Here is a 15,026-nt window from a genome sequence, read left to right as displayed (position 1 = left end):
TAAGTAAAACTTATTCAAATTAGCGATCGCTCCGTCAAGGAGATAACGGGAAAAGTCAGAATACGGTTCGGTTAAGCTCTAACGTGTATTCAATCACTTGCACCATGATTTTTATGCCACCTTTTTTCTTTGATTTCCCATCAGGGGCAATCCGCCACAGACCACCAAATGCGAAGGCAAAGCTCGTTTACGTTCTTGTGGCTTGTACATTACCGATCGCTTGCTCTATCACTGACGACGGAACCAAACCGTATTGAGGGTGGAGTTATTACAGCACTTGCGGCAGCTATGAAAAGAAGAATTCTCCTCCTCATTTCACTGCTAATAAAAGTCCTAATCGTAAATTCTTTAACCCTTAATTAGATCACAAAAGACTTTTGCAAGAGTTCTTAAGATTTAAATTGTTACAGATGGCTTGTAATCATACAGCCATTTATGAAAATCATTATTAAGGCTCATTTGCTGCTCCTGTTGACCGTTAGATGCTTCGGTGTTGATATTGTAGTAGCGCATCTCGCCCAAAGCGCTACGAGCTTGGATGATTTTTGTGCGTTCAATGCGACGCTGTTCGTAGGTAGTTAAAGCTTCTTGGAAATTAGTTGAATCAGCAAAACACTCTCGCAGTTCATAAGCATCTTCAAAAGTGGTATTGGCTCCCTGTCCCATCGCTGGTGCCATCGGATGGGCAGCATCGCCTAAGAGAGTGACTCTGTTTTGACTCCATTGATTTAACGGTGGGCGATCACAAATCGGCCCTGACCAAATTTGCTCGGCTGGTGTCGCTTCGACCACCGCGCGAAAGGATTCATCCCAATCAGCTAATTCATGGAGAATGCGAGATTTCACTTCATCTGCGCTGTGGGAAAGAGAGTAATCAGGCGAGAATTTCCGGCTAATCCAACTGGTATAGCCGCCGCCTACATTCAGAAGGTACATGAACTGTTGATTGCCTTTGACGAAAACTAATTCATAGTCATTAAATAGCTCGTGGTGATACTTGATGACGGCACGCCAACACATACTACCAATATAATTAGGCTTACCCTCACCAAATAAAGTTTCTCTGATTACAGAGTTAACGCCATCAGCCCCAATCAGCAAATCTGCATACACTGATTTTTCGCCATCAAAATGAATTTCCACACCGTTTTCATCTTGCTCAAAGCCGATACAGCGATGATTGAGATGAATGATGTCAGATGGTAATCTCGATGCTAAGACTTGCTGTAGACGATACCACCAAATAGTCAATAATGGCTGTCCATATTGCTCTAAATATTTAGTTGCATTAGCGCGGATTGTTTCTGCCCGAATATTCTTTAAAACCGTGTGGTGAACCTCACATCCTGAAGTTTTGAGGGTTTCGACAATTCCCGGTGCGATCGCATCTAGAGAACTCAACCCATTAGGAGCTAGCCCTAGTCCAGTTCCAGCCGGACGAAACTCTTGGGCTTTTTCGTATACTTGAACATCTATACCTTGGCTTTTCAGCGCTATAGCAGAAGCCAACCCGCCTGGTCCAGCACCGACAATAGCAACTTTCTCTACTATCGGTTTGGATAATTTCTGAGTTAGATTTGTGTTCATATTGGAAATCAAAATATCCTCACAAATATATGTCTTTTCTCCATGCCTAAAGACATCTTCACGTTTGAGCTAGCTCCACAGTTGTTATCTTGACTGCTAAGTACTTTTTTAGTCAATCTTCCTTAAGAATCAACTCTGAATGATTGTTCTAATTAGTTTTTATCTCCTCAAACTCCGTGGGGATAATCTCGTCATATCTGCCATATCTACCCTACCGCAGTACTGCCGTGGTCAAGGGAGTCATTTCCAATTCGCTTTTTCCCATTCGCAATTCGCTTTTTCACTCCCCACGCACGCCACTTGACGCCAGTCGCCTCAAGTCGGGAAACCCGCCGACAGCGCTGGCTCCTTTATGCAGGCGTTCCCGTCCACCGCAGTGGCATCGACTGCTGATCAGAAAGACCATAGGCACGGAAAATCTCTGCAACTTCTTGTGCCTCTTCACCCGGCATTTCACTAACCTCCCGAAGTTCCCGGCGGCGTTCACTTATGTAATGTTCAGAATCGGTTTTTGCAGCTAAGTAGCCCCCCAGACCCATTGCTATTGAGCCGGCAATAATCTCCGCTAACCCTGCCGTCACGATAATGCTTGTTGATGTGATAGCCCCAGATAGCCCTGCTGTCAGGGCAAAAGGCACTCGGGTTGAACTTGCCGAATGTTTCGCTGGTAGCGTTATTGCAGCTTGGGAAGTCCCCTTATTTTTACTTCCTCAAGTGTTACAGCAAGCGCATGATTTTGTTACTGAGTATTGGGAGCAAGTATCTCAAGAAACGTGAAGTATTCTCCAGCAACTAAAACTAACAGCAACTGCTTTAGCACACGTTTTTTAATTGCAGAAAATTACCATGCAACAACTCAATTTATTTGCTGAATTAGCTCCAGTTTTACCAATCACTTAGAGATTTTGACCCACTATGATTTAGTTATCGCCTCCCCAAGTTTAGAAACTGGAGTATCCATCGACATTCGAGGACATTTTGATGGTGTTTGGGGAATATTTCAGGGAGTGCAGCCGGTTAACTCTGTGCGTCAGATGTTGGCACGGTTACGGGAAACAGTTGACCGTCACATTTCGGTCAGAGAATGGGGGATGTCGGTTGTGGGGAATGGCTCTACATCCATAGGAGGATTACTCAGAAGTCAACACGTTGCGACACAGGCTAATATTGCGCTGCTGTCGGCGGCGGATAATGACGATTACAGCTTTGTTGACCAGAATTTTCAGCCCGAATCCCTACAGACATGGGGGAAACGTGGCTCTGTGATTAATGTTGAGATGCGGCGCTATCGGGAGTCTGTGCTTGCGGGTTTGGTCGAAGATGGTTACACCGTTATCGATGCCGATGATGATGAGACTGGCGCAGTAATTGAATCGGTTAAAGCCGCGTCTGTTGAATTGTATGCTGCGGAGTGTCAGGCAATTGCTAATTCTGATGAACTCTCCCCAAGCGAATTGAAGAAGTTGCAAGACAAAAGAGCGAAAACCAAAACTGAACGACACCAGCAGCGTAAAGCCGAATTGTCTCGCCGCTACGAAATTGACATAACCCCTGAGCTTGTCGAAAAAGATGACGATGGCTGGTATCCCCAACTGCGGATGCACTATTATTTGACGCTGGGGCGGGAATTTCTGACGAACCGTAATGCTAAACGGGCAAAAGCCCAATTAGAGGCGGGAGAGAATTCAGTTTGGAAACCAGATTTTAACAAGGGGCAGTTATTACCTGCTGTACTGTTACTGGAAAATCTGAATCTGTTGCAGTTTCTTACACCAGACGTTCAGTTACGGGGCAGCGACGAGAAGCTGGTGGAGTTTAAGGCTCTGGCTGTAAAACATCGGCACGTTATCAAGAATTACTTGAATGTTTCCATTTCTGAAAAACTGACCCCGATTGCGATGGCTTCGCCCGCCGCAGGCATCGCACAGAAATTACTAGCGAAGATTGATTTGAAGTTGGCTTACGTTGGTCGGTTGGGTAAGCGTGAAAATCGGGAGTGCGTTTATCAATTCGTTGTCCCTGATGATCAGCGTGATTCGATTTTTGGGCAATGGCTCAATCGAGATGAAGAATTTCAAAGTGAGTTGGTGTCAGTCATGAATAATATAGTGTTAACCACACCAGTCACTGACACGACACCTATTGATATTCCCCAAACAGTTACCCAGGTGGAAAATCCTATTGCCCAAGGCTGGAAAGGGTTGAAGCTGAAAATGCGGGAAGGACTCGACAGCGCTGGTCGGTTCTATACTGAGCTTGTCTCCCAAGTTGGTGAGGCTGTCAGCGTTGTTGATGGTGAACCGTTCTGGAACGCATACCTGGGGCAGTGGCAGGTCTGGGTTAACTTTGCTGACGGGTGTAGGTCTGTGGTGTGCGATTGGTTGGTGGCGATTTAGGTCACATCCTCACAAAGCTCACCCGATTAATTACAGAGATGATCGCTACATTCCTACATTCGTTAGAAATTTCTCAACCCTGCCTGCTGCAAGGGGTTTAATGTCATCAAACCTTAAAATGAGAATTGGCGATCGCTAGATATTTACCACTATCAACATTATTTATAAATTTTGTCAAAGTAGATTTTAGAAATCAAAAATATCCTTCATACTTTAAAACAGTAATCCTACGTAAAATTTGAGGAAGGGATGCCAATGACATCTCTATTACAGCGACTAAGTGCAGAACGCAATCGCAAATTCGTGGGACGTGAGCGGGAACTGGAGCTATTTCTTGATGCGATCGCGTCTCCAGAATTACCTTTTCACATTTTGCACGTCTTTGGCCCTGGCGGTGTGGGCAAGACAACCCTCATGCAGCAGTTTTTGCGGTTTTGTGAACGGTCAAAAATATCAACTATCTACGTAGAAGGACGTAATATAGAAGCCGCGCCAGAATCTTTTATTAGCACGTTGCGTTCGTTGATGGGATTGAATGAATCAGATTCTCCTCTGGATGTGCTAACCCAAAGACAAGAACGGAATGTAATTTTAATTGATACCTATGAAGCTATTGCCCATTTAGATGAATGGCTGCGGGAAGTATTCTTACCCCATTTGTCTGTTAATACTTTAATTGTGATTTCTGGACGCAATCCCCCCTCATCTGGTTGGTGTAGCGATCCAGGTTGGCAAGCTTTGATGCACACTTTGCCCCTACGCAACCTGACCCCAGAAGAAAGTCAAACTTATCTCACCACACGAGATATTCCCACCACACAACACCAGGCGATTCTAGAATTTACCCACGGACATCCTCTAGCATTATCTTTGGTTGCTGAGGTGTTTGCTCAGGGAAAAGAAATCTCTTTTCAAGCAGAATCTGCTCCCAATGTTGTTAAAACACTGTTGTCAAGATTCATAAAAGAAGTACCAACGCCCCTACACCGTATGGCTTTAGAAGCTTGTGCGGTGATTCGGCTGACTACCGAAGCCGCACTAAATCAAATATTGGCTGTGCCTCAAAATACTTTGGCTGGTGAGGCTCACTCTTTAGGGGAAATACTTGATGTTCACGATTTATTTGAGTGGTTGCGCGGACTGTCGTTTATCGAATCAGGGCAATTGGGTTTATTTCCCCACGATTTAGCACGCGAAGTTTTAATTGCTGACTTGCGTTGGCGTAATTCGGAATTTTACAATGAATTACACCACCGAGCGCGTCAATATTATACCAAACGACTAGGGCAAACTCAGGGACAAGAAAAGCATCGAGTGCTACTTGATTATATTTTTTTGCATCGGGATAACTCGGCGATTCGATCCTGTTTTACCTGGGGTGAGCAAAGTAGTTTATTGACGGACTCACTACGGGAAACTGACAAAACTGCACTGCTGGGGATGGTGGCAGAATACGAAGGCGAAGAATCAGCAAAAATAGCAAATCACTGGTTGAAGCGCCAACCGCAGAATGTAGTAGTATTTCGTGACTTGCACTCCGAACCTGCGGGATTTGCAATGATGGTGGCATTGCACACAGCAACTGTTGAAGATTTGAGTGCAGATCCAGGCGCTCTTGCATCTTGGCAATATCTCCAAACCCATGCACCATTACGCCCTAGCGAAGGCGCAACTATTTTCCGCTTCTGGATGGCGCGGGATACCTATCAAGCTGTTTCCCCCACCCAAAGTCTAATTTTCATTAATTTTGTGCAGTATTTTCAGAAGACACCGGGGTTAGCATACACCTTCCTACCTTGTGCCCAAGCAGATAGTTGGACAGCAATGTTAAACTACTTCGACTTAACACGACTTTCTGAAACTGATTTTACAGTTGAGGGAAGACACTATGGTGTTTATGGGCATGACTGGCGAATTGTGTCACCTGCCGCATGGAAGGAAATTTTGGCACGAAAAGAGGTTACAACTGCCGGAGAATCTGTAGATAATACTCCAGTCGATGAACCTCTGTTAGTTCTTAGTCAGCCAGAATTTGTGGAGGCGGTGCAGAATGCGTTACGTAACTTTAGTAGTCCCGATGTATTACAGAATAATCCATTAGTGCGATCGCGAAGCGTGTACGAAGTACTCTCGCGCAGCGTGTCAGAACAAATTTTCACAAAAACAAGTATGAGCGGGAGTCCAAAAGACATGCAGCTCTCCGAGCAGCCGGATTATGGGCATCTACGCGAACGAATTAACGTTTTACAAAATCTGGTGAAACAAGCAGTTGAATCCTTACAATCATCCCCGCGTGATGAAAAACTCTACCGCGCTGTTTATCGAACTTATTTAAATCCCGCCCCCACGCAAGAACAAGCAGCTGAGTTACTAGATTTGCCTTTCAGTACCTATCGCCGCCATCTCAAAGCTGGGATGACGAGAGTTACAGATATTTTATGGCAAAGAGAAATTAGCTAACAGCGAAAATTTCGAGTGCGGAGTGCGAAATGATTTAGTGAGGGAGGATTTCAAAGACTCAAATTCAGCCAAAAAAGTTTTTCAGCCTGTGACAAGCTAATTTCAAAGTAGCCTATTATGCACAAAGCAGTTATTAAAGAAATGAAGATAAATCGTTTCATATTTTCCTCAAAATAAGGTTTTCTGACAAACGGAGGTTAGTTGACAGATTTTAGCTTTTTTAGTTTGCGCTTTAGTATTAAGGTGCTACCAATAATCCCAAAGACTACTGTGCTGGCGATTGAAGAAGGTTCGGGCACAAGTGTAATATTGCCAGGGCCTTTGATGGTATTGGTGAAATTCCCAAAACTGTTATTGCTATTGTCAAATCCAGTAGTGACTAAAAAGTATTGATTATTGGCAGTTAAGCTCAAGCCGCTAAAACCAGATGTGCCTTCATCTGGAAAAGGATCATTTCCACTAAGTAAATTAACTAATGGGGTAGTTGGGTTGAAGCTGTTTTGGTACAAGAACTGGATGCCCAGGAAAGCTTGAGAACCTACAACATTATATGAGCCTGTAGTATCAACTAAGAAAGGCTGGCTGTAATAAGGGACAGCAGTACCATTACTAGAAAGTGATGTGGGTGGGTTAGTACCACCTTCAAATCCTTCCGTTTGCGGACGGTTAAAAGTTGGTGCGTTTGTTGTGTCACCAGAATATGATATGGTGGATGCCTGAGATGGCAAAATAACACTTACAGATAGAGCGATGGCTACGCCCAACCCAGGCATCGCAGCAGAGGCAATAGGGATTGAGCGTCTTAGCCATTTTTGCCAAAAATTAAATGAGCATTCACTCAAACTCTTAAGCTTGGCTGTTTGTGAAAACTTGGTAGAGCCATGAGATAGATTGTTTTCTGAGACGATGGATTCTTTAATCGCTTGTGACATCTAGTTGTTTTAGGTTATTTTTACAAAACTGAGTGCTTTTCTCTTTTGCACTTTCATCTAGTTCCAGGGATGAGCGAGTAAAGCCTGTGAAGTAATACCTAAGCCAATTAGGGTAATACATAAGGCACTTGCTATAGGTAACATCTTGATCCTGGGTATCTGGAGTGGCAAATGCTCAAACCGATTTTTGGCGTAGACTAGCATTAACCCGATTCCAGTTAGTACGGCTGCTAGACCTAAGCTAAAGGCAGATACCAGCGCTAGTCCAAAGCCAACTCGTCCCATTGCGATCGCACTTAGCAACACTACTAAGGCTGAAGGACAAGGTAACAAGCCGCCGGAAATTCCCAACGCTAGTAGACTAGACCACTTCATGGAAGCGCCGTGAGGCGGTAAATGTGAATGCTCATGGTTGTGGTGATGGTGATAGCGAAGCGGTAGCGAGTCAGACGCTCGCGGACTCGCTAACGCTGCGCTATCGAGCGTCTGGTGATGATGCAAGTCCTGGCTGTGTTGATGACTATGTACATGGTCGTGTGAACTCCAGACTTGAGTCCCTTGCAATCGACTGATAAACAAATTCAGACCAATTACAGTTACCAGTACCCCAGAGAGTATGCTTAACCAAGGGTACAATTGCTCTGTCAAAATAAACTGGGATGTGCCAAGAGTGACCAGCCCTAGAGCAAATATGCCAGCAGTATGGGTAATCGTTATAATCAGCCCCAGAAATAGGGCTTGTTGGGCAGTACTACGAGAACCCACCAAATAAGCACCGACTAGCGTTTTCCCATGACCAGGGGACAGGGCGTGTAAACCACCCCAGAAAAAGGCGATCGCTAGAGCTATTACAATAGTCAGGAAATTATGATTTTCCTGGGTAATTAGGCTAGTAAATACATCGTTGCTTCTTCCTGTCAAAGCATTATCTAAGCGGCTGGATGATTTAACAGACGGTGGAGGTGCTTGTTCACTCGATGTCAGAGACGGATTGAGTTTAAAGGAGATTCGACGCTGGTCGAGAGGACTGCTAAGTAACTCAGCAGGGTAATCTCTCAAGCGGTTGGTAATACTCAAAGAGGTGAAATCACCTTGAATGGGAACGCCATTTGCAGCCACAGTAATCTCACGCCAACCCAAGCGCTGTGGATAAAACTGATCTTCAAACTCGATTAACTGATTCGCGCCTACTAACTCCGTTATCCCCTGAAAGTTACAACTTAGTCGCAGTGTAAATAATCCTCCAACACCTGGAGGAAATTCGACTGTTGATTTGATCAAAGACAGTGCTAAAGGCTGTTTATTCAGCAACAGTTCGAGGTGTGAGTTGACTTCCTGGCATTTTTGGTTAGGGTATTGAACCGTCTCTATAGGTTCAGGTTTGCGATCGCGATTAGTATCTAAGTGATTAATCTCCTGAAAAGCCGGAATCTCTGCCATGTCTAAAACATAATCAATTCCTACACCATCGGTTGCTACCTGCAATCCTGCGTAGTGATTGATGGTGAAATTACCTAAAGGATGGGCATTTGCCCTCGGCATCCAAAATAAACATATTGCGATGATTGCAGTACTCCAAGCGAAGCAATGTAGCAGCTTTTTCATAAAGAACTCCCTATAGCGTTAGCAGTGGGAAAAGAGACAGAAGGTACTAAGTTAGCTAAGACTTGACGAGCTTGATCAGCATACTTGTGATGAAATTGAGGATTGAGGCTAACAGCTTGAGTTAGTCGCTTTATTGCTTCCTCACGATTACCTAAGTGAAGTGCAATCATGCCAGCATGGAATTGCAGCAAAGCATCCTCTGTACCGAAACGAGTTGCCCGTTGTGCTGCCCTTTGCGCTTCTTGCCATTGCCCATTAGCCGCAGCTGCCCAAGCTAAAGTATCCTCTGCATATACATCGTCTCGCACTGCTACTTCACTACGGGCAATCTGTAGTGCCTCTGTTAAATGAATTCCGTGTTCGGTGTAGTAGACTGCTAAAGCGCGATCGTAGATTCCTTTAACTTTGCTCAGGTAAGCTACTACTCCGATCAAATCTTCAGTTTCAGTTGCGCCTTTTTTATCTCCCAGAGCTACTTGAGCATCAGCCTTATACCCCAGCGTTTCTACCTGTGGCATCAGTTCTATACCCTGGTTTGCGATATTTAGAGCATCCTGCCAGCGATGCTGTGCCGCATAGAGGCGGGCTAATCCTGTAAACGCAGCTATATGCTGGGGGAAAAGGTCAAAAGCTTCCCGATATCGCTGCTCAGACAGGGCAAAATCCCCGGCTGCAAAAGCCAGATCCCCAGCCCGCACATGAAACCAAGCACGAGTTTCGGCGCTCGTCGTGTAGAAAGAGTCCATCTCCTGCATAGCCTCATCTAACAGTTGTCGCGCTGAGGCGAGATTGCCAGTTAACTCTAAGTAACGGGCAACAACTGCGTTATGACCAGAGTTCGATTCTTCCTCAGCAAGGTTTTGCAAGAGTTGATGAGTTGTTTCATAGTTACCCAACTCCATCTGAATCGATGCCCTCAGTGAGACAATATTGGGATTATCAAGAGATGGATTATTTAACACATCTAAAGCTGATCGAAACTGATGTTGAGATAGTAAAGCTGATGCTAGGAGCATGGAAGAAACCTGATTATGGCGCGGCTGTAGTGCTAGGGATCTACGTGCCGCTTGTTCTGCTCGTAACACATCTTCCACATCTGCGATTTCTCGAAAGCGCCTCAAATATTGATCGGCTAACAGACGTAAAAATATTGAAGAATCGGGAGATTGGGCAACTTTCTGCTCATAGACGCTGATAATATGCGATCGCTGTAAATAATCGGGGAAGACTAAATCTGACTGCTTTCCTGGTAATATCTGCCTAGAATTAACAGTCAGCAGTTGCACAGCAGAGGAATATGTGTCTAACTTACCATTGGTGTAGCCTAAACTTAGCGCTTGTGTATCACAGGGTCTTAGTAAAACCAGTAGGCTAGTCAGCACTAACACCCATAGTATTTTTAGATGCATAAACCTTACAAAGGATTACCTAAATAAGGGAACTCAGAAAGAAAGTTAGCATTATTAGGCGCAACATTATCGCTAGTCAACGCCGGAATTTGGCCTGTAGAAATGCCTGTAACTGCATTACCAAAGACAACAGATGCAGTCACATCAATTACGTCATCTTTTGGTCTTCTACCACCAAAATTTTTGCCTAACTGAGTCCCAAAATAACTACCGCTAGGTTTAGAAAGGTCAGCTTGGATCACATCAGGAATCGCCACTGAGATCACTGCATCGGCTATGCCTTTAGGTCTACCGATCGCTTTCACAAAAGCTTGAATGAATTGGGATTGATTGCTAGCGTCTTTGGTTGGTGTCTGAAGATTACTATTATTATGAGCTTTAAAGTCCATAAAAAGTTCATTCAGGGCTGGAACTGCTAACCGCTCAATCTGAGCAAAATGACCGTTTCTGAGTCTAGGAGTTTTAACACTAGTTGTCATCCAAACACCAATCTTGCCTTTACCAAGCAGTTTCCTGGGTAGCTCGACAATAATTGAGTGGACATTGAATGGGGCCAGGGTATCTTTTGCTTGTCCTGGTGGTCTAAAGGTAAGAACTTGGAAGGGAGGACTGGGATTAGGCTGAAGGCTATAGTTCCGATCCGGGATGATTTTAAAGAACTGTTCCAAATCGAAAAAGAACGGGTCTTTGCGTGTGCCAACAAAGAACTTCATACCGTTATATGCGGCGAATGTTTGGTTGAGTTGCCCTGTCCAACTTACTGGAAGCAAAGCTGACTCTGTTCCTACTGTGGTTGGACGACATGGGCCGCGGACTGTGACAGTTTGCTGTGAGCCTTTACCATTTACATTGAATTGGAGTACGACATCTTCAATACTGTCGCCAGTGTTATCAATCTTGAATTGATAAAGAACATTTGGATCGAATGGTCTTTTTTCACCAGAAACGATCAGAGGGTCGAAATCCATCACTAAAACCGCATTTTTGGGGTTTGTCGGACTCTCAAATACAAACAAATCTGTGAGATCCGCAGCAGTCAGCTTAGTGGCAAGGAAAGTTGTGTCCTGATGGTCTGAAGCCAAAGCTTTAGGAGTTGCATAGATTAGGACTACGAGCAAAATAACGACAAATGCCACTAGAGGACGAAAAAAACGAGTAGCTTTAGTCCAATATAGCGATCGCTTGATGGAAAGAAATACCATATTTTGGACTGCTTTCTCTAGGAGTAACCTGCCTTCAGTTGATATAAAAGAGGTGATACTCCGAGCATTTATTCTCATAGTTGCCCTTCTTGAGGTGTTTAGCCTCTACTGTTGGTGTGGAAATAGCAAGTTGATTTGGATTTCAAAAAAGACTGCGGCTATTACCGAAGCGCTTTATAGCTTATTTGCTCTTACTACTCACTTTCCAGACCAAAACTTGCTCATTTCTTGCTCACTTTTCTAATTTCTAGATTTAGTAACTTTTTATGCTACAGTTATAATACTTTTTTGGGATTTCAGGTATGTTGTTTGACCTGCCGCTAAATAGCGGTGGCAGTGCTTCGCAAGACGGAGAAACGTCGAGTCTATTAAAACCCTTGTTATATTTATTTTCAGCTAAGGCTATAAGTAAGCTGTTGCGTCTGTAATTTTCCAGAGCATTACAGAGTTACCAATGGTTCCAGACCCTAAAAAGTGCAAGTTATACGCACGACAGCTTATCACCGTTACAGAAAACTGAGTTAAGCTTACCCGCTATCTTTCCACAGTCATCCGCTGCCTGCCCCTGCCTCAATCGGGGTTAGTTAGTTTAGCTTCCGATATGGGTACTGGCAAGACTGAAATCTTAGCGATGATCAGAAGAGATAACCCCCAACTCAGCTTTTTGAACAACGGGCATCGGGTGACTCTTTTGAAAAATCTTAGCGTAGGCGTAGCCGGCCGTAGGTCTTACCCTGAGCCTGTCGAAGGGCATCGCTTGGGATTGAGGGCGGTGCTGATGGATCTGATGGCTGGGGTTGAGATTAAAGGCGATGAGGCGATGATTCAGGCTTTGGCTGAGTTCTCTAAACGCAACGCATCTCACGTTAAGGGGATACTCAATCTGACGATTCCGCTATCGGAGTCTCCAGTTTGGATTTTGGGGCCTAAAATTCAGTATGCTCTAACAAGAATCGCTGATCATGCTGAAAATTTTAGTCACGGGTGCTACTGGCAATGTCGGTCAAGAAGTTCTGAGCTTACTGCAATCCCACGATTGTAATATCTGTGCTGGAGTTAGAAATTCAAACAACGCTAAACACCTCTTAGGCAACAATATTCAGTGCGTCCCCTTCGACTTTACCGATCCTGACACCTTTGATCATGCTTTTTTTGAAGTCAATAAACTTTTTTTAGTGCGTCCGCCTGCCCTTGCTAATATTCCTACACAAGTTGCCCCAGCCTTAAATGCTGCAAAACTCGCAGGCGTTGAGCATATTGTGTTTCTTTCAATACTAGGATCTAAACACAACCGTTTTCTGCCACACTCCCAAATTGAACGCTATATCAACCAATTGGGCATTAAAGCTACTTTTTTACGGGCCAGCTTTTTTATGCAAAATCTTAATACCACACACAGAGAAGACATCAAAGTTCATAGTGAATTGCTTCTTCCGGCTGGTAATGGTAAAACAAGTTTTATTGATGTGCGGGATATTGCTGCCGTTGCAGTTCGTACTTTGATTGAAGATGGGCATCAGGGAAGAGCATATCCCCTCACCGGTAAAGCAAGCTTTTCGTGGTGCAGTCGTCACTGGCTTAGATTTGTCCCCCTATATGCTAGTTTTGGCCAACTATAAAGCACAGCAGCAACAGTTGAATATTCGCTGGTTACATGGTTTATCTGAGGACACTGGTTTTGAGACAGCTACTTTTGATTTAGTAACTGCCTCCTTTTTATTACACGAAACACCACCTCAAATTACTCAATTAATTTTACAAGAATGCTTCCGTTTAGTTAAGCCAGGAGGGCAATTAATTCTTCTGGATGGGAATCAAAAGAGGCTTTCTCATCTCCAATGGCTGATCAACATTTTTCAAGAACCTTATTCAAAATTGTATGCTGCTGGTAATTTAGATGTATGGATGAAGACTGCTGGATTTGAGCAGGTACAAACAAAGCCTGTGGGGTGGCTCAACCAAGTAACACAAGGTATCAAGCCAAAGAAATTCACTTTTTTCCGTGAAACCACGTAAATTTTTTATGTCAAAATTGAAGCGGCAAACAAAGAAATTTTTGCTCTAAGTTTGATTGCTGTGGGTACAACTAAGCTAGTAGACGAATTAGATACGACCAAGAGAGATGTTAAGTTTGTGACTACACAATTTTATCTGAGAGTGCAACCGAACTAATAGTAGTCTCACGCCAGAATGGCTGTTTGTAAATGTTTTTTCAGCTTACCTGTAAACAACACCAATTAGACAGCCTGGGAGTAGGCATGGTTTTAAAAATACTCAGTACCCTGATTAGTGATCAAAGGTGGGGGTAATAGCCGAGTTTAAGGAGACTTGCCCCGATGGGTTTGCTCAATTTGACGGGAGCAAGGTTTGTTTTAGCCCAAGATTGCGTCTGAATCAAGTTCCCACTCATGTTTGAGCATTTCTTGGTAAGTCGTTTCCCTAATTATCATCTGCTTATAGAGCATCAGCAAAAACTCTTGAGCCTGTTCACGGGACATCTGCTTCACTTGGTCAGAGAATGTTCTAAGGCTAAATTCTTGTTCTAAAGATAATTCAATGGGTTGATTCATCGCTTTTATTACTTACTCTTTTATTTGAGTTTGCTAAGTTAAGCAAATATTGCTTTATATAAATAAATGTTACGATAGCTTTACAAAAAACAAAGGGGTGTAAACCGTACTAGCGTAGGTTAGAATGCCGTATCTGCTGCTAAAAGCCTTGAGATCACTCCATTGTGGCAACCTAAGTAAAAACATAAGTTCTAATATTTCTTGCTTTGAGGTTTTTAAAAGCATTTTTAGCTTCTGCTTGCGGCTGGCGATCGCAAGAAGGCGGACGAAACAGCGCCATCGCTCAAAAGAAGAGATGGGCAATACAATTATTCCTTTTGGCAAGAGTGGTGAGCGTCGAGGCGTGATACTGGAGTTTGAGAATGTGGAGATGACAAATTTGCTCAACTGCTTGTCGATGCGCCGTAGTGGACCATTCGTGAGAGGTTAAAATCAGATACCATTTGTCAATAAGCAATAGTACTTAAAATATTGCCAAAATCGGGGTTAGAAACAGAATTTTTGATCGGGCGATGCCGTTCGTGGAGCGTCTCGTAGAGAAGGCGGGCGTAGATGCAGCCTCATCTTGATACGCATCATTTATTCTTAACCCCTAATTTCAGTACAAGGGTTAACTTAATACCTCGTCTATTTCAAATTTTAAGCATAATTTCTAATTGACAAAAGTAAGATTATCTTCACCTCTCACCGATGGTAGTGGACTGAGTGGATGGCCTAAGAAAGCTGAGGTTGGTATAGACCAGTTTACTTTTACTCAAGAGAGAAAATGCTTCAAAGTTTGCCCTGTCACGCCATACTGGTTGGCGAGATAATCGGTGCTGCCAGATGTAAACCGTTTTGCCACGGATATATGGGGCAGTTTCGG

The 15,026-nt window shown here is 43.9% G+C and carries 15 protein-coding genes; 7 read left to right on the top strand and 8 right to left on the bottom strand.

Annotation, left to right across the window (positions count from 1 at the left end):
* Positions 1-113 precede the first annotated feature (113 nt).
* Entirely contained in the window at positions 114-257 is a 144-nt protein-coding gene (locus HWQ38_RS06925; RefSeq protein WP_292791514.1) for a hypothetical protein, read from the top strand.
* A 139-nt stretch (positions 258-396) separates the two neighbouring features.
* Here the strand turns inward: HWQ38_RS06925 and HWQ38_RS06920 are convergent, their stop codons facing one another.
* Together HWQ38_RS06920 and HWQ38_RS06915 are read right to left on the bottom strand one after the other, a co-directional pair.
* The gene (locus tag HWQ38_RS06920; protein ID WP_292791511.1) at positions 397-1,587 is read right to left on the bottom strand and encodes an NAD(P)/FAD-dependent oxidoreductase; all 1,191 of its coding nucleotides are present in this window, start codon (positions 1,585-1,587) and stop codon (positions 397-399) included.
* A 350-nt stretch (positions 1,588-1,937) separates the two neighbouring features.
* Positions 1,938-2,225, bottom strand: a complete 288-nt coding sequence (locus tag HWQ38_RS06915) for a VIT1/CCC1 transporter family protein (protein ID WP_292791508.1) — start codon at positions 2,223-2,225, stop codon at positions 1,938-1,940.
* A 267-nt stretch (positions 2,226-2,492) separates the two neighbouring features.
* Here HWQ38_RS06915 and HWQ38_RS06910 point away from each other — a divergent pair, with 267 nt between their 5' ends.
* Together HWQ38_RS06910 and HWQ38_RS06905 are read left to right on the top strand one after the other, a co-directional pair.
* On the top strand, positions 2,493-3,983 hold the full coding sequence (locus tag HWQ38_RS06910) for a plasmid replication protein, CyRepA1 family (RefSeq protein ID WP_366933248.1): 1,491 nt from the start codon (positions 2,493-2,495) through the stop codon (positions 3,981-3,983).
* 255 nt (positions 3,984-4,238) lie between these two features.
* On the top strand, positions 4,239-6,443 hold the full coding sequence (locus HWQ38_RS06905) for an AAA family ATPase (protein ID WP_292791506.1): 2,205 nt from the start codon (positions 4,239-4,241) through the stop codon (positions 6,441-6,443).
* Positions 6,444-6,640: 197 nt separating this feature from the next.
* On the opposite strand, the gene HWQ38_RS06900 is transcribed toward HWQ38_RS06905, so the two are convergent.
* Genes HWQ38_RS06900 through HWQ38_RS06885 form a run of 4 tightly spaced genes read right to left on the bottom strand, consistent with a single transcriptional unit; the run spans position 6,641 to position 11,669 of the window.
* Positions 6,641-7,375 (bottom strand): hypothetical protein, encoded by a 735-nt coding sequence (locus tag HWQ38_RS06900; RefSeq protein ID WP_292791503.1) that lies wholly within the window; start codon positions 7,373-7,375, stop codon positions 6,641-6,643.
* Positions 7,376-7,432: 57 nt separating this feature from the next.
* Positions 7,433-8,980: a sulfite exporter TauE/SafE family protein gene (locus HWQ38_RS06895; RefSeq protein ID WP_292791500.1), complete on the bottom strand. Its 1,548-nt coding sequence runs from the start codon at positions 8,978-8,980 to the stop codon at positions 7,433-7,435.
* Entirely contained in the window at positions 8,977-10,389 is a 1,413-nt protein-coding gene (locus HWQ38_RS06890) for a tetratricopeptide repeat protein (RefSeq protein ID WP_292791497.1), read from the bottom strand. The genes HWQ38_RS06895 and HWQ38_RS06890 overlap by 4 nt, the downstream gene beginning before the upstream one ends.
* A 5-nt stretch (positions 10,390-10,394) precedes the next feature.
* Positions 10,395-11,669: a DUF4331 domain-containing protein gene (locus tag HWQ38_RS06885; RefSeq protein WP_292791495.1), complete on the bottom strand. Its 1,275-nt coding sequence runs from the start codon at positions 11,667-11,669 to the stop codon at positions 10,395-10,397.
* A gap of 553 nt (positions 11,670-12,222) precedes the next feature.
* Here HWQ38_RS06885 and HWQ38_RS06880 point away from each other — a divergent pair.
* From HWQ38_RS06880 to HWQ38_RS40365, 4 genes are read left to right on the top strand one after another with little or no spacing between them, the layout of a single operon-like run.
* On the top strand, positions 12,223-12,633 hold the full coding sequence (locus HWQ38_RS06880) for a hypothetical protein (RefSeq protein WP_292791493.1): 411 nt from the start codon (positions 12,223-12,225) through the stop codon (positions 12,631-12,633).
* Positions 12,554-13,210 carry an NmrA family NAD(P)-binding protein gene (locus HWQ38_RS06875; protein ID WP_292791491.1) on the top strand — a complete coding sequence of 219 codons (657 nt, stop codon included), beginning with the start codon at positions 12,554-12,556 and terminating at the stop codon, positions 13,208-13,210. The genes HWQ38_RS06880 and HWQ38_RS06875 overlap by 80 nt, the downstream gene beginning before the upstream one ends.
* A complete protein-coding gene (locus HWQ38_RS06870; protein WP_292791489.1) occupies positions 13,188-13,607 on the top strand; it encodes a class I SAM-dependent methyltransferase in 420 nt (139 codons plus the stop codon). Before HWQ38_RS06875 ends, HWQ38_RS06870 begins: the two co-directional genes overlap by 23 nt.
* On the top strand, positions 13,608-13,763 hold the full coding sequence (locus HWQ38_RS40365) for a DUF6748 domain-containing protein (RefSeq protein ID WP_366933249.1): 156 nt from the start codon (positions 13,608-13,610) through the stop codon (positions 13,761-13,763).
* Positions 13,764-13,963: 200 nt separating this feature from the next.
* Here the strand turns inward: HWQ38_RS40365 and HWQ38_RS06865 are convergent, their stop codons facing one another.
* On the bottom strand, positions 13,964-14,161 hold the full coding sequence (locus HWQ38_RS06865) for an NblA/ycf18 family protein (protein ID WP_292791486.1): 198 nt from the start codon (positions 14,159-14,161) through the stop codon (positions 13,964-13,966).
* Between the two features lie 677 nt (positions 14,162-14,838).
* Positions 14,839-15,026, bottom strand: a 188-nt coding sequence (locus HWQ38_RS06860) for a hypothetical protein (RefSeq protein WP_292791483.1), incomplete at its 5' end; no start/stop codon positions are given.

It is taken from the genome of Nostoc sp. NMS7 (assembly GCF_017115085.1).
GTDB lineage: Bacteria > Cyanobacteriota > Cyanobacteriia > Cyanobacteriales > Nostocaceae > Nostoc.
Note: the sequence above shows the minus strand (reverse complement) of the source record. Positions and strands in the feature narration are given on the sequence as shown.

Bases quoted from the DNA above. Each gene is read 5' to 3' on its own strand.
- HWQ38_RS06925 (WP_292791514.1), top strand. From the start codon at position 114: ATGCCACCTTTTTTCTTTGATTTCCCATCAGGGGCAATCCGCCACAGA.
- HWQ38_RS06920 (WP_292791511.1), bottom strand. From the start codon at position 1,587: ATGAACACAAATCTAACTCAGAAATTATCCAAACCGATAGTAGAGAAA.
- HWQ38_RS06905 (WP_292791506.1), top strand. From the start codon at position 4,239: ATGACATCTCTATTACAGCGACTAAGTGCAGAACGCAATCGCAAATTC.
- HWQ38_RS06900 (WP_292791503.1), bottom strand. From the start codon at position 7,375: ATGTCACAAGCGATTAAAGAATCCATCGTCTCAGAAAACAATCTATCT.
- HWQ38_RS06895 (WP_292791500.1), bottom strand. From the start codon at position 8,980: ATGAAAAAGCTGCTACATTGCTTCGCTTGGAGTACTGCAATCATCGCA.
- HWQ38_RS06890 (WP_292791497.1), bottom strand. From the start codon at position 10,389: ATGCATCTAAAAATACTATGGGTGTTAGTGCTGACTAGCCTACTGGTT.
- HWQ38_RS06885 (WP_292791495.1), bottom strand. From the start codon at position 11,669: ATGAGAATAAATGCTCGGAGTATCACCTCTTTTATATCAACTGAAGGC.
- HWQ38_RS06880 (WP_292791493.1), top strand. From the start codon at position 12,223: ATGATCAGAAGAGATAACCCCCAACTCAGCTTTTTGAACAACGGGCAT.
- HWQ38_RS06875 (WP_292791491.1), top strand. From the start codon at position 12,554: ATGCTGAAAATTTTAGTCACGGGTGCTACTGGCAATGTCGGTCAAGAA.
- HWQ38_RS06870 (WP_292791489.1), top strand. From the start codon at position 13,188: ATGCTAGTTTTGGCCAACTATAAAGCACAGCAGCAACAGTTGAATATT.
- HWQ38_RS06865 (WP_292791486.1), bottom strand. From the start codon at position 14,161: ATGAATCAACCCATTGAATTATCTTTAGAACAAGAATTTAGCCTTAGA.